This is a genomic window from Novosphingobium sp. NFX11, assembly GCF_057376415.1.
In genome coordinates, this window is the sequence record NZ_CP080384.1 from 917,432 (window position 1) to 930,697 (window position 13,266).

Annotated in this window: 9 protein-coding genes and 2 pseudogenes; 6 read left to right on the forward strand and 5 right to left on the reverse strand. The window is 65.7% G+C overall.

Going from position 1 to position 13,266, the window contains the following annotated elements; translation table 11 throughout:
* Positions 1 to 129: 129 nt before the first annotated feature.
* The 4 genes from KZO24_RS04725 to lepB are packed head-to-tail and all read right to left on the reverse strand — an operon-like array spanning position 130 to position 3,619.
* Positions 130 to 1,221 carry an SGNH/GDSL hydrolase family protein gene (locus tag KZO24_RS04725; RefSeq protein WP_271181089.1) on the reverse strand — a complete coding sequence of 364 codons (1,092 nt, stop codon included), beginning with the start codon at positions 1,219 to 1,221 and terminating at the stop codon, positions 130 to 132.
* The gene (gene era / locus KZO24_RS04730) at positions 1,218 to 2,111 is read right to left on the reverse strand and encodes a GTPase Era (RefSeq protein ID WP_008828824.1); all 894 of its coding nucleotides are present in this window, start codon (positions 2,109 to 2,111) and stop codon (positions 1,218 to 1,220) included. Before era ends, KZO24_RS04725 begins: the two co-directional genes overlap by 4 nt.
* Positions 2,108 to 2,776: a ribonuclease III gene (gene rnc / locus KZO24_RS04735; RefSeq protein WP_008828823.1), complete on the reverse strand. Its 669-nt coding sequence runs from the start codon at positions 2,774 to 2,776 to the stop codon at positions 2,108 to 2,110. The genes era and rnc overlap by 4 nt, the downstream gene beginning before the upstream one ends.
* On the reverse strand, positions 2,777 to 3,619 hold the full coding sequence (lepB, locus tag KZO24_RS04740) for a signal peptidase I (protein WP_271181088.1): 843 nt from the start codon (positions 3,617 to 3,619) through the stop codon (positions 2,777 to 2,779).
* 149 nt (positions 3,620 to 3,768) lie between these two features.
* On the opposite strand from lepB, the gene pgi reads away from it, so the two are divergent.
* Positions 3,769 to 5,289 carry a glucose-6-phosphate isomerase gene (pgi, locus tag KZO24_RS04745; protein ID WP_271181087.1) on the forward strand — a complete coding sequence of 507 codons (1,521 nt, stop codon included), beginning with the start codon at positions 3,769 to 3,771 and terminating at the stop codon, positions 5,287 to 5,289.
* Between the two features lie 64 nt (positions 5,290 to 5,353).
* Here pgi and KZO24_RS04750 read toward each other — a convergent pair.
* A pseudogene (locus KZO24_RS04750) lies at positions 5,354 to 6,015 on the reverse strand (RBBP9/YdeN family alpha/beta hydrolase).
* 180 nt (positions 6,016 to 6,195) lie between these two features.
* Here KZO24_RS04750 and gor point away from each other — a divergent pair.
* The 5 genes and pseudogenes from gor (at position 6,196) to scpA (ending at position 13,206) form a co-directional block, all read left to right on the forward strand.
* Entirely contained in the window at positions 6,196 to 7,554 is a 1,359-nt protein-coding gene (gor, locus tag KZO24_RS04755) for a glutathione-disulfide reductase (protein ID WP_271181085.1), read from the forward strand.
* Between the two features lie 203 nt (positions 7,555 to 7,757).
* Complete coding sequence (locus KZO24_RS04760) at positions 7,758 to 9,284, forward strand: acyl-CoA carboxylase subunit beta (protein ID WP_271181084.1); 1,527 nt, start codon at positions 7,758 to 7,760, stop codon at positions 9,282 to 9,284.
* Positions 9,285 to 9,377: 93 nt separating this feature from the next.
* Positions 9,378 to 10,559 (forward strand): beta-ketothiolase BktB, encoded by a 1,182-nt coding sequence (gene bktB, locus KZO24_RS04765; protein ID WP_271181083.1) that lies wholly within the window; start codon positions 9,378 to 9,380, stop codon positions 10,557 to 10,559.
* A gap of 5 nt (positions 10,560 to 10,564) precedes the next feature.
* Positions 10,565 to 11,004, forward strand: a pseudogene (gene mce, locus KZO24_RS04770) (methylmalonyl-CoA epimerase).
* A gap of 51 nt (positions 11,005 to 11,055) precedes the next feature.
* Complete coding sequence (scpA, locus tag KZO24_RS04775; RefSeq protein ID WP_271181081.1) at positions 11,056 to 13,206, forward strand: methylmalonyl-CoA mutase; 2,151 nt, start codon at positions 11,056 to 11,058, stop codon at positions 13,204 to 13,206.
* Positions 13,207 to 13,266: the final 60 nt, after the last annotated feature.

The window sequence follows — 13,266 nt, forward strand, 5'->3', positions numbered from 1 at the left end:
GCGCGACCATGAGCGACCCTTTCCTCGTTCCGGCCGCGGGGGAACGGCGGTTGTTGGGAAAGGGCGCTTAAGGCGTTTTGATTGCAGGAATGCGACGGCGGATCGCGCCGTCGCCAGACTTCTGCGGCGTTACGAGCGCTTCTTCGTCTCGTTCGACGGTTTGGCCGTCGGCGCCGGCGCAGGTTTGGCCGTTGGGGCGGCCGTCGGTGCCGGCACCGGGACGGCGGGGATCGGCTGCCCGGGGGCAGGCTTCGTCGGCGCCGGTCCCGGAGGATTGAGGCCGGGCTCGACCGTCACCGAAGGCTTCACCGGCCTTACGCCGCTCTTGATGAGCCAGGTCGAGATGCCGTCCGCCGTCGCCTGCATCCCGGCCTTGTTGAGGTGCCATTGCAGGCCCTGCCGCCCGTCGTAGCCCTGCGGCGAGCCGATCATCCACGGCTCCTTGTCGCAAGGGGTGTGCGTGGCCGACGATTGGTTCATCTCGACGACGATGGTGCCGTGCGCCTGCGCCACGCGGCCGGTGATCTCGGCAAGGCGGCGGCCGATCTCGCGCACGATCGCGGCGTCGGTCTCGCTGACCGGGGTGTCGGCGCAGAGCTTGCCCGGCGGCGGCACGGGGGTCAGGTACTGGACGAAGACGATCCGCGCCTGCGGGGCGGTGGCCTTGATGCGGCGGGCGATCTCGTTGAGCTGCGCCTCGTCGCGGACGTAGTCGGTCTCGGTGGGGATGCGGACCGGGCCGCAGGCCTTGGTCTTGGCGCCCGAGGCGGCGATGATCTTCGCGTTGAACGCGCAAGTCGCCGAGAACAGGTTGCCGATGTACGACAGGTCGTTGCCGCCGATGGTGATCGTCACCAGCCGGGTGTCGGGCGTGACGCTGTTGATCTGCGGCGGCACTTCGCCCCAGGGGCCGAGCACGTTGTCGGTCACCGCGCCCGAGCAGGAACGGTCGATCAGCACCATGCCGAAGCGTTCGGCGAGCAGCGTCGGGTAGTTGTTGAAGCTCTGACCGCAGCGTGCGGGCCAACTCGGCTTCACGGGCGGAAGCTGGGGGCCAGCCGCGAACGACGAGCCGATGGCGACGTAGCGTTGCCCGGCCAGGTTCTCTTCCACCAGGGTGACCTGCGCCTTCTCGGCGGCCACGGCCTTCATGTAAGGCGTGGCGCAGCCGCACAGCAGGAATGCGGTGGCAGTGAGGGTCGAGAATGCGGCCTTCATCATTTCACCCAGTCGAGTCCGATTTCCTCGTAGATGTCCTTGGTTTCGGCCCAGTTCTCCTCGACCTTCACGTGGAGGAAGAGGTGGACCTTCTGGCCGAGCACTTCGCTCAGTTCCTTGCGCGCGGCCTCGCCGATCGCCTTGATCTTCGAGCCGCCTTTACCGAGGACGATGGCGCGCTGGTTGTCTCGCGTCACGACGATCTGCTGACGAATCTCGACCGAGCCGTCCTTGCGCGGGGTATAGGCTTCGGGACGCACGGCGGCGTCGTAGGGCAGTTCCTCGTGGAGCTGGCGGTAGAGCTGTTCGCGCGTGATTTCGCAGGCGAGCAGGCGTTCGCTGGCGTCGGAAACCTGGTCCTCGGGATAGTGCCAGGGGCCTTCGGACATCTGCCCGGCCAGCCAGGTCTTGAGCTGCGGCACGCCGTCGCCGCTGAGGGCGGAGACGAAGAACACTTCGTCGAACTGCACTTCGGCGGTGAATTCCTGCGCCAGCACCAGCAGCTTTTCCTTGGCGCTTGCATCGACCTTGTTGAGCACCAGCACCTTGCGTTCGGTGCGGTCCTTCAGCGTTTCGAGCAGCGGCATCAGTTCGTGGCGGCGCAGCTTCACCGCATCGACGATCAGCAGGATCGCGTCGGCCTCCTGCGCGCCTTCCCAGGCGGCGGCGACCATCGCGCGGTCGAGGCGGCGGCGCGGCGCGAAGATGCCGGGGGTGTCGGCGAGGATGATCTGCGCCTCGCCCTCGAGCGCGATGCCGAGCAGGCGGGCGCGGGTGGTCTGCGCTTTGGCCGAGGTGATCGCCACCTTCTGCCCGACGAGCGCGTTGACGAGCGTGGACTTGCCCGCGTTGGGGGCGCCGATGACGGCGACGAGACCGCAGTGCTGGGTCATCCGAATTTCCTCATGAACTCTTCTGCGGCGCCGGTCTCGGCGTCCTGCTTGGAATGGGCGGTGGCCTGCGCCGAACCGACGTTGTGGACCGACACTTCGACCGTGAAGCGCGCGGCGTGATCCGGACCTGAACGCTCGATCAACTTGTATTCGGGCATCCGGCGGCGGTTGCCTGCGGTCCATTCCTGCAGCGCGGACTTGGGATGCTTGCGCTTGCCGGTCTTGCCCTGGAGCGTATCCGCCCAGAGGCCGAGTACCATATCGCGCGCCGCTTCGAAACCGCGCTCGGTGAAACAGGCGCCGATGATCGCCTCCATCACGTCGCCCAGGATGTTCTCCGAATCCTGCCCGCCGTCGTCGCGCGCCTGCTTGCCGAGGCGCATGTGCGGGCCGAGGCCGATGTCGCGGGCGATCGTGGCGCAAGTGGCGCGGCTGACGAGCGCGTTGAGGCGCTGCGACAGGCGGCCTTCCGCCTCGTCGCTGCCCCGGTAGAGCCATTCGGCCACCGAGAGGCCGAGTACCCGGTCACCCAGGAACTCCAGCCGTTCGTAATTGCGTTTCTCGCCTGTGGAGCCGTGCGTCAGGGCCGCTTGCCAGAGCGCTTCGTCGAGCGGCTCCTGGCCGGAATGCTTGATCAGAAAGGCGCGGGTATTTGCTTCAAGCACTCAGATCACGCTCCCGATGCGGCTCCAGCGCGCGGCGGTGAACCATGTCCAGGGCTTGATCCATTCGGCCGAACCGTCGGTCGAGAACATCATGACCGCCGCCTTGCCCACGAGGTTCTCCTGCGGGACCATGCCGACGCCGCCGCCCTCGACCGCCGGGAAACGGCTGTCCATCGAGTTGTCGCGGTTGTCGCCCATCAGGAACAGGTGGCCTTCGGGCACCACGAAGACGCCGGTGTCGTCCTGCGGGGTCGGCCCCATGTCGAGCACGGTGTAGCTCTTGCCGTTCGGCAGCGTCTCGCGGAACTGCGGGTAGGAGCAGACGTCCTTGCCGTTGTCCGTTGTCTCGAAGCCGGGGCCGCAGTCGGTGTTGGGGCTGACGGGCACGGTGAAGTTAGGGACTTTCACCTTGGGCACCGACTTGCCGTTGATCCACAGCTGGCCGCCCTTCATCTGGATCTCGTCGCCGGGCAGGCCGATGACCCGCTTGATGTAGTCGACGTCGTTGTCTGGCGGGGCCTTGAAGATGACGACGTCGCCGCGCTCGGGCTGGCTGGCGAGGATGCGGCCCGGGATCAGCGGCACGCTGAAGGGCAGCGAATACTTCGAGAAGCCGTAGGACCACTTGGTGGCGAACAGATAGTCGCCGGTCAGCAGCCGGGGCAGCATCGACTCGCTGGGGATGTTGAAGGGCGAAACGATGAAGCTGCGCAGCACCACCACGCCCAGCACCAGCCAGAACAGGAACGAGAAGAAGTTCTCGTCCTTCTTGGGCTTGGCATCGGGGGCTCCGGCGGGTGCCTGACCGGCTTCGATCTTTGTCGCGCTATGGGTGTCGCTCATGGGCAAACCCTTGCCCATGGCCGCGTGCTTCCGTCAAGAGCGATCCCGACCAACGTGAGGTACTGGCCGATAATTGCACAACTCGGGCTTGGATTTCGCAACTGCGGAACGCATAAGGCGCATCGAATGCTTACCAGGAGATGCGTTGTATGAGCGAAGCGGTATGGAACAAGCTGCAGGGCCTCGACAAACCCACCTTGAAGCAGCTTTTCGATGCCGATTCCGGCCGTCTGGATGCTTTCGCGACGCGCTTCGAACTGGGTGAGGAGGAGAACTCCACCGGAATCCTGTTCGACTGGTCGAAGACGCACCTCGACGCCGCGCATGTCGCCGCCTTCGAGGAACTGGCGCAGGCGCAGGACTTCGCGGGCCGCCGTGCGGCGCTGTTCGCGGGCGAGATCGTCAACCCGACTGAAGGCCGCGCCGCCGAGCACACCGCCCAGCGCGGCGTCGGCAGCGAGGCGAGCGTCCAGCTTGCAGCCGAGAACCATCACCGCATGGCCGCGATCGTCGAGGCCATCCATCGCGGCGCCATGGGCGAGGTGAAGCACCTGATCCATGTCGGCATCGGCGGTTCGGCGCTCGGTCCGGCGCTCGCGATCGACGCGCTGGCGCGTGAAGGCGCGATGGTGGACGTGCATGTCGTGTCCAACATCGACGGCTGCGCGCTGGAGCAGGCCTTTGCCAAGTGCGATCCGGCCACCACGATGCTCGCGGTCGCCTCCAAGACCTTCACCACCATCGAGACGATGACCAACGCCGACAGCGTGCTGATCTGGCTGCGCGAGAACGGCGTCGAGGATGCCTATGGCCGCGTCGTCGCGCTGACCGCCGCGCCGGAAAAGGCGATGGAGTGGGGCGTGGACGAAACCCGCATCCTGCCGTTCTCCGAGAGCGTGGGCGGGCGTTATTCGCTGTGGTCGTCGATCGGCTTCCCCGTCGCCATGGCTCTGGGCTGGCCGGACTTCGCCGAGTTTCTCGACGGTGCCGCCGCGATGGACGTGCATTTCCGCGATACCGACGGGCTGGCGAATCTGCCGCTGCGTGCCGCATTCGCCGATCAGTACTACACCCGCCTGCGTGGCTGCCAGACCCGCGCGGTCTTCGCCTATGACGAGCGCATGGCGCTGCTGCCCGACTATCTTCAGCAGCTGGAGATGGAATCGAACGGCAAGCGCGTAACTTTCGACGGCAAGCCGGTCGATGGCTCCACCGCGCCGATCACGTGGGGCGGGGTGGGCACCGATGCGCAGCACGCGGTATTCCAGCTGCTTCATCAGGGCACCAACCTGGTGCCGGTGGACTTCATCGCCTCGATCGCGCCCGGGCACGACCTTGCCTTCGATCACCATCGCATCCTGCTGTCGAACTGCTTCGCGCAGGGTGCCGCGCTGATGGCGGGCAAGGCGAGCGAGGATCCGGCGCGTGCCTATCCGGGCGACCGCCCCTCGGCGACAATCCTGGTGGATGACCTGACGCCCGCCACCTTCGGCGCCCTTGTGGCGTTTCATGAGCACCGGACTTTCGCCAACGCGGTGTTGCTGGGGATCAACCCGTTCGACCAGTTCGGCGTGGAACTCGGCAAGGAGATCGCCAAGCAGATCGAGCAGGGTGGCGTGGAGTTCGATCCTTCGACCACCGCGCTGCTGGCGCTGGCGGGCATCGCCTGAAAATAATACGCCGGGACGACCGTTAGGTCGCCCCGGCGCCCTGCAAGGGTAGGATGGCGCGCCGTCAGGCGCGGTGTTCGAGGCCCTCGGCCCAATCGGCATGAGCAGGCAGGGCGGATCCCGGCGAGGATGCGCCGATCTCGATCAACTGCGAGAGCAGGCGCTTGCCGTCCTCCCAGCTGCCGAGGCCGGAATCTGCATTGATATGCCCGCTGTTCCCGGCGTCGACGAACGTGCTGCCCCAGCGCCGCGCCAGGCTCTTGGATGTCTCGAAGCCCATCCACGGATCGTTGTGGCTCGCCACCAGCAGCGAAGGGAAGGGCAGCGCATCGGCAGGCGTCGGCGCGAAGCCGGTCACCCGTTCGTCGCGCGGAAAAAGTCGACTTCCGGCGGCGCGACCAGCATCGCGCCGATCACCGGGGCGGACCAGCTCGGCTGCTCGAACTTGGACCACCACGCGGTCAGGATGCAACCGAGGCTGTGGGCGACGATCACCACGGGCCGTCCCGCGCGGTGCACGGCCAGGTTCAAACGGTTGATCCAAGTGTTGCGGTGGGGGTTGTCCCAGGTGCCCAGCTCCACCAGCTGGGCATTGTCGAACTCTTCCGCCCAGCGCCGCTGCCAGTGGCGCGGTCCGCTGCCGTCGAGGCCGGGGACGAGAAGGATCAGCGGTTCCTGCTTTTCGGATTCGCTCTGAAGCGAATGACTTTGAAGAGAACGGGGCATCGGCGATCTCCCTTGTGCTATGGGCTCGAATGTAAACTCAACTGATAAAGTTGACAATGCGTTCCGAGGTCAAAGCGGCAGGAAGAAATTCTTGAGCGCCGGATGGAAATGCGCGCCGAGTGTGCTGGCAATCACCCAGCCCATGTCCCATATGCCCCGCGACCAAAGGAGCTTCACCGCATGTCTGACCAAGGCGCCGACTACGACTACGACCTCTTCACCATCGGCGCCGGTTCGGGCGGCGTGCGCGCAAGCCGCGTTGCGGCTGCCTACGGCGCGCGCGTGGCGGTGGCCGAAGAGTACCGGGTCGGCGGAACCTGCGTGATCCGGGGCTGCGTGCCCAAGAAGATGCTCGTCTACGCCGCGCACTTCGCCGAAGACCTTGAGGACGCGCGCCACTTCGGCTGGGACGTGGGCGAGCCGAAGTTCGACTGGAAGACCCTGCGCGACAACGTGCTGGGCGACGTCGATCGCCTCAACGGCCTCTACACGCAGACGCTCGACAACAATAAGGTCGAGATATTCCACCAGCGCGCGACGATCACCGGCCCGCACGAGATTACGCTGGCGAACGGCGAGAAGAAGACCGCGAAGCATATCCTGATCGCCACCGGCGCGCGGCCGCATGTGCCGGAATGCCCGGGGCATACGCATGGCATCACCTCCAACGAAGCGTTCCATCTCGACGCGATCCCGAAGCGCGTGCTGATCGCGGGCGCGGGCTATATCGCGAACGAGTTCGCGGGCATCTTCCACCAGTTCGGCGCCCATGTGACGCTTATCAACCGCTCGGACCAGATCCTGCGCGGCTATGACGAAAGCGTGCGCGACCGCCTGCTCCAGATTTCGCTCGCGAAGGGCATGGAGTTCCGTTTCAACGCGAACTTCGAGAAGATCGTGAAGCAGGAGGACGGTTCGCTGGTCGTCCACATGAGCAATCACGAGCCGCTCGAAGTCGACCTCGTCCTGTTCGCCACCGGGCGCGTGCCCAATATCGAAGGCCTCGGCCTCGATGACGTCGGCGTGAAGCTGAACGCAAAGGGCGCCATCGCGGTGGACGAGAACGCGCGTACCAGCGTCCCGAGCATCTATGCCGTGGGCGACGTGACCGACCGCGTGCAGCTCACCCCCGTCGCCATCCGCGAGGGGCAGGCCTTCGCCGACCGCGTGTTCGGCGGCAAGGAGGCCAGCGTGGACTATTCGTGCATTGCCTCGGCAGTGTTCAGCCACCCGCCGCTCGCGGGCGTGGGCCTGACCGAAGCGCAGGCGACCGAGCAGTTCGGCACCTGCAAGGTCTACACCAGCGACTTCCGCTCGATGAAGAACGTGCTGGCGCAGCGCAACGAACGCTCGCTCTACAAGATGATCTGCCATGCCGAGACGGACAAGGTTCTGGGCATCCACATGATCGGCGCGGACACGCCGGAACTGATCCAGGTCGCGGCGATCGCGGTGAAGGCGGGGCTGACCAAGGCCGATTTCGACGCCACCGTGGCGGTTCACCCGACTATGTCGGAAGAACTGGTGCTGATGAAGTAAGGGGGCGAAACCCTCTTTCGCCATTGCTTCGCTGCGCTCGCAATGGCGGGTGGGTGGGTTCGGTCATATCGCCTGACGGATAGATCGCAGACCCACCCCGGATAAGTTTAACCGGTCGATTAAAAACAGTTGACCAGAGGCCTTTCCCGGTCTTACGCGGATGCAGCAATTGACGCTGCATGCGCCGAGGCAAGGGAATCCGGATGTCCGCAAATATCGCCGAAATGGAGAAGCGCCGCTCCGCCGCAAAGCTGGGTGGTGGTCAGAAGCGCATCGACGCGCAGCATGCCAAGGGCAAGCTGACCGCGCGCGAACGCCTCGACGTGCTGCTCGACGAAGGCAGCTTCGAGGAGATGGACCTCTACGTCGAGCATGACTGCGTCGACTTCGGCATGCAGGACCAGAAGATCCCCGGCGACGGCGTGGTCACCGGTTCGGGCACCATCAACGGCCGCCTCGTCTACGTGTTCAGCCAGGACTTCACGGTGTTCGGCGGCTCGCTCTCGGCCCGCCACGCGCAGAAGATCTGCAAGGTGATGGACGCCGCGCTGAAAGTGGGCGCGCCGGTCATCGGCCTCAACGATTCCGGCGGCGCGCGCATTCAGGAAGGCGTCGCCTCGCTCGGCGGCTATGCCGACGTGTTCCAGCGTAACGTGCTGGCATCGGGCGTGGTGCCGCAGCTCTCGCTCATCATGGGCCCCTGTGCGGGCGGCGCGGTGTACTCGCCGGCGATGACCGACTTCATCTTCATGGTGAAGGACAGCTCGTACATGTTCGTCACCGGCCCCGAAGTGGTGAAGACCGTCACCAACGAAGTCGTCACGCAGGAAGAACTGGGCGGCGCGATCACGCACTCCAGCAAGACTTCGGTGTCCGACCTCGCGCTGGAGAACGACATCGAGGCGCTGCTGGCGGCCCGCGATTTCTTCGACTTCCTGCCTTCGTCCAACCGCGACGGCGTGCCGGAACGTCCCTCGGCCGATGCATGGGATCGTCTAGAACCCAGTCTCGACACGATCATCCCGCCTTCGGCCAACCAGCCGTATGACATGCACGAAGTCATCCGCAAGACGGTGGACGAGGGCGAGTTCTTCGAACTCCAGCCGCTCCACGCGGGCAACATCATCATCGGGTTCGGCCGGGTCGAGGGCAAGACCGTGGGCATCGTCGCCAACCAGCCGATGGTGCTGGCGGGCGTGCTCGACATCAACTCGTCGAAGAAGGCGGCGCGGTTCGTGCGCTTCTGCGATGCGTTCAGCATTCCGCTTATCACCTTCGTCGACGTTCCGGGCTTCCTGCCCGGCACCGACCAGGAGCACAACGGCATCATCAAGCACGGCGCCAAGCTGCTGTTCGCCTATGCCGAGGCGACCGTGCCCAAGATCACCGTCATTACCCGCAAGGCCTATGGCGGCGCCTACGACGTCATGAGTTCCAAGCACTTGCGCGGCGACCTCAACTACGCCTGGCCCACTGCGGAAATCGCGGTGATGGGCGCCAAGGGCGCGGTGGAGATCATCTTCCGCGGTCAGGATGCAGACGGCATCGCCGCCAAGACCAAGGAATACGAGGACCGCTTCGCCAATCCCTTCGTGGCGGCGAGCCGGGGCTACATCGACGAGGTCATCTATCCGCACTCGACCCGCCGCCGCATCGCGCTCGGCCTGCGCAAGCTGCGGAACAAGGAACTCGAGAATCCCTGGAAGAAGCACGACAACATCCCGCTGTGATGCGCGGCAGGTGGCCTTTTTGAGAGTACACTGACCGGATGCGAAGGCCGAATACGGCGCCCGGTCGAAGGATAAGGGATTGGAAGTCAGGTCATGGAAGAAGTCTACATCGTCAGCGGCGTGCGCACGGCAGTCGGCGATTTCGGCGGTTCGCTGAAGTCGTTCATGCCTTCGGACCTCGGCGGCCTCGTCGCTACCGAAGCGCTTGCCCGCGCCGGGATCGAGGCGGACGCGGTGGAGCATGTGGTCATCGGCCAAGTCATGCCCACCAGCGCGCGCGACCAGATGCTGGCCCGCGTGATCGGCATCAATGCCGGCATCCCGCTCGCCACTCCGGCGCTGACGCTGAACCGCCTGTGCGGCTCGGGCGTGCAGGCGATCGTCTCGGCCGCGCAGATGATGAAGCTGGGCGAGGCCTCGGTGACGCTGGCGGGCGGCGCCGAAGTCATGTCGAACGTGCCCTACCATGACCACGGCGTGCGCTGGGGCAGGAAGATGGGCGCCAACACGCAGGAAGACGCGCTGACGCTCGGCCTGTCGGACGCCATCGGCGGCTACCACATGGGCATCACGGCGGAAAATGTGGCGGAGCGCCACTGCGTCAGCCGCGAGGACATGGACGCGCTCGCCGCGACCAGCCACGCCCGCGCCGCGCATGCCATCGCCGAGGGCCGCTTCAAGGAGCAGATCCTGCCCGTCGAGGTGAAGACCCGCAAGGGCGTTACCGTCTTCGACACCGATGAGCACGTGAAGGCCGACACCACTGTAGAAGTGCTGGGCAAGATGCGCCCGGCCTTCAAGAAGGACGGCACGGTCACGGCGGGCAATGCCAGCGGCATCAACGACGGTGCCGCCGCCGTGGTGCTCGCCACGGGTGCTGAAGTCGAGAAGCGCGGCCTCAAGCCGCTCGCGCGTATCGTCGCCTGGGGCCACGCGGGCGTCGAGCCGGAATACATGGGCGAAGGCCCGATCAAGGCCGTTCCGATCGCGCTGAAGCGCGCCGGGCTGAGCCTCGACCAGATGGACGTGATCGAGAGCAACGAGGCGTTCGCCGCGCAGGCCGCCGCCGTCGCCAAGGTGCTCGGCTTCGATCCGGCGAAGGTCAATCCCAACGGTTCGGGCGTCTCGATCGGTCACCCCGTCGGTGCGACGGGAACCATGCTCACCATCAAGGCCATGTACGAGTTGAAGCGCATCGGCGGGAAGTACGGCCTCGTCACCATGTGCATCGGCGGCGGGCAGGGCATCGCCATGGTCATCGAGAACGTAGGATAACTGCCATGAAGCTCGGCCGCCTCAACCACATTGGCGTCGCCACGCCCGATCTCGACGCCTCGATCGCGTTCTACAAGGACGTGATGGGCGCTACCGACGTGACCGAGCCGTTCGTGCTCGAAAGCCAGCAGGTGCGCGTCTGCTTCGTGAACACGCCGGGCGAGGGCGGCACTGCGGGCACGCAGATCGAGCTGCTCCAGCCCACCTCGCCGGATTCGGCGGTGGGCAAGTGGCTGGAGAAGAACCCGCTCGGGGGCAGCACCACATCTGTTATGAAGTGCCCGATATCCACGCTGCCAAGGTGTGGTTCGAGGGCCTCGGCAAGCGCGTGCTGGGTGAGCCGCGCATGGGCGCACACGGGACGCTGATCTTCTTCGTCCACCCCAAGGACATGGGCGGCCAGCTCACCGAGATCATGGAAACGCCCAAGGGCGACCACCACTAATTCGACCCGAAGACCCGGCCCTGCGGCCGGGCGATCCGAGGAATAGCGAACATGGCTGACATCAACGACTGGCAGGCAGCGGCAACCAAGGAAGTCAAGGGCAAGGACCTGACCTGGGACACGCCCGAGGGCATCGCGGTCAAGCCGCTCTACACCGCCGAGGACGTGACCGTCGATCCGGGCCTTCCGGGCTTCGCGCCCTTCACGCGCGGCGTGCGCGCCTCGATGTATGCGGGCCGGCCCTGGACCATCCGCCAGTACGCGGGCTTCTCCACCGCCGAGGAATCGAACGCCTTCTACCGACGCAACCTCGCGGCGGGCCAGAAGGGCCTTTCGGTCGCCTTCGACCTCGCGACTCACCGTGGCTATGACTCCGACCACCCGCGCGTGGTGGGCGATGTCGGCAAGGCGGGCGTGGCGATCGACTCGGTCGAGGACATGAAGATCCTGTTCGACGGCATCCCGCTCGACAAGATGTCGGTCTCGATGACGATGAACGGCGCGGTGATCCCGATCCTGGCATTTTTCATCGTCGCCGGTGAAGAGCAGGGCGTCGATCGCAAGCTGCTCGACGGGACCATCCAGAACGACATCCTCAAGGAGTTCATGGTCCGCAACACCTACATCTACCCGCCCGAGCCGAGCATGCGGATCATCTCGGACATCTTCGGCTACACCAGCCGCGAGATGCCCAAGTTCAACTCGATCTCGATTTCCGGCTACCACATGCAGGAAGCCGGCGCGACGCAGGTGCAGGAACTGGCCTTCACCATCGCCGACGGCGCCGAATATGTGAAATACGGCGTCGCCTCGGGCCTCGACATCGACAAGTTCGCAGGGAGGCTGTCGTTCTTCTTCGCCATCGGCATGAACTTCTTCATGGAAGTGGCCAAGTTGCGCGCCGCGCGCGTGCTGTGGCACCGCGTGATGACCGATCTGGGGGCCAAGGATGAGCGTTCGAAGATGCTGCGCACCCACTGCCAGACCTCGGGCGTGTCGCTGCAGGAGCAGGACCCCTACAACAACGTGATCCGCACCACGATCGAGGCGATGGCCTCGATGCTGGGCGGTACCCAGTCGCTGCACACCAACGCGCTGGACGAGGCGATCGCGCTGCCGACCGACTTCTCGGCGCGCATCGCCCGCAATACCCAGATCATCATCCAGGAGGAGACCGGCATGTGCAATGTCGTCGATCCGCTGGGTGGCTCGTACTACATCGAATCGCTGACGCAGAGCCTCGTCGATCAGGCCTGGGAGATCATCGAGCGCGTCCAGTCCGAAGGCGGTATGGCCAAGGCCGTTGCGGCCGGCTGGCCCAAGGCGATGATCGAGACCGCCGCCGCCTCCCGCCAGGCGCGCGTGGACCGGGGTGACGACGTGATCGTCGGCGTCAACAAGTACCGCCTCGCCGCCGAGGACGCGATCGAGACGCTCGACATCGACAACGCCAAGGTTCGCGAAGGTCAGATCGCCCGCATCAACAAGATGAAGGCGGAGCGCGACGAAGCCGTGTGCCAGGCCGCGCTCAAGGCGCTGGCCGATGGCGCCGCCGCGCCCGCCAGCATCGAGAACAACCTTCTCGCCCTTGCGGTCGAAGCGGCCCGCGCCCGCGCGACCCTCGGCGAAATCTCCTCCGCGATGGAGGAGAGCTTCGAGCGCTACGGCACCCAGCCGACCCCGGTGAAGGGTGTCTACGGCGCGCCTTACGAGGGCGACAGCCGCTGGCAGCAGGTGCTGGACGGCGTTCAGGCGGTGGAGCGCCGCCTTGGCCGCAAGCCCAAGCTGCTCGTCGCCAAGATGGGCCAGGACGGGCACGATCGCGGCGCCAACATCATCGCCTCGGCCTTTGGCGACATGGGCTTCGAGGTCGTCTCCGGCCCGCTGTTCCAGACGCCCGAGGAAACCGTGGTGCTGGCCTTGCAGAACGAAGTCGATGTCGTCGGTGCCTCCAGCCTCGCGGCTGGTCACAAGACGCTGATCCCCGAACTGATCCAGCAGCTGCGCGATGCCGGGCGCAGCGACGTCAAGGTGATCGCAGGCGGGGTGATCCCGGCGAAGGACTACGAATACCTGCGCAATGCCGGCGTTCAGGGCATCTACGGCCCCGGCTCGAACGTGGTCGAATGCGCCGCCGACGTGCTGCGCCTGCTCGGCCATAACATGCCGCCGGCCGGCTCCGAACTGCAGGCGGCCGAGTAAGGGGATGCTGGATCAGCACGGCATCGCGTTCTATGACAGGGCTTTGGCCCCGAGCCGCGC

Coding starts and splice junctions, on each gene's coding strand:
- pgi (WP_271181087.1), top strand. CDS start 3,769: ATGAGCGAAGCGGTATGGAACAAGCTGCAGGGCCTCGACAAACCCACC.
- era (WP_008828824.1), bottom strand. CDS start 2,111: ATGACCCAGCACTGCGGTCTCGTCGCCGTCATCGGCGCCCCCAACGCG.
- lepB (WP_271181088.1), bottom strand. CDS start 3,619: ATGAGCGACACCCATAGCGCGACAAAGATCGAAGCCGGTCAGGCACCC.
- KZO24_RS04760 (WP_271181084.1), top strand. CDS start 7,758: ATGTCCGCAAATATCGCCGAAATGGAGAAGCGCCGCTCCGCCGCAAAG.
- gor (WP_271181085.1), top strand. CDS start 6,196: ATGTCTGACCAAGGCGCCGACTACGACTACGACCTCTTCACCATCGGC.
- KZO24_RS04725 (WP_271181089.1), bottom strand. CDS start 1,221: ATGATGAAGGCCGCATTCTCGACCCTCACTGCCACCGCATTCCTGCTG.
- bktB (WP_271181083.1), top strand. CDS start 9,378: ATGGAAGAAGTCTACATCGTCAGCGGCGTGCGCACGGCAGTCGGCGAT.
- scpA (WP_271181081.1), top strand. CDS start 11,056: ATGGCTGACATCAACGACTGGCAGGCAGCGGCAACCAAGGAAGTCAAG.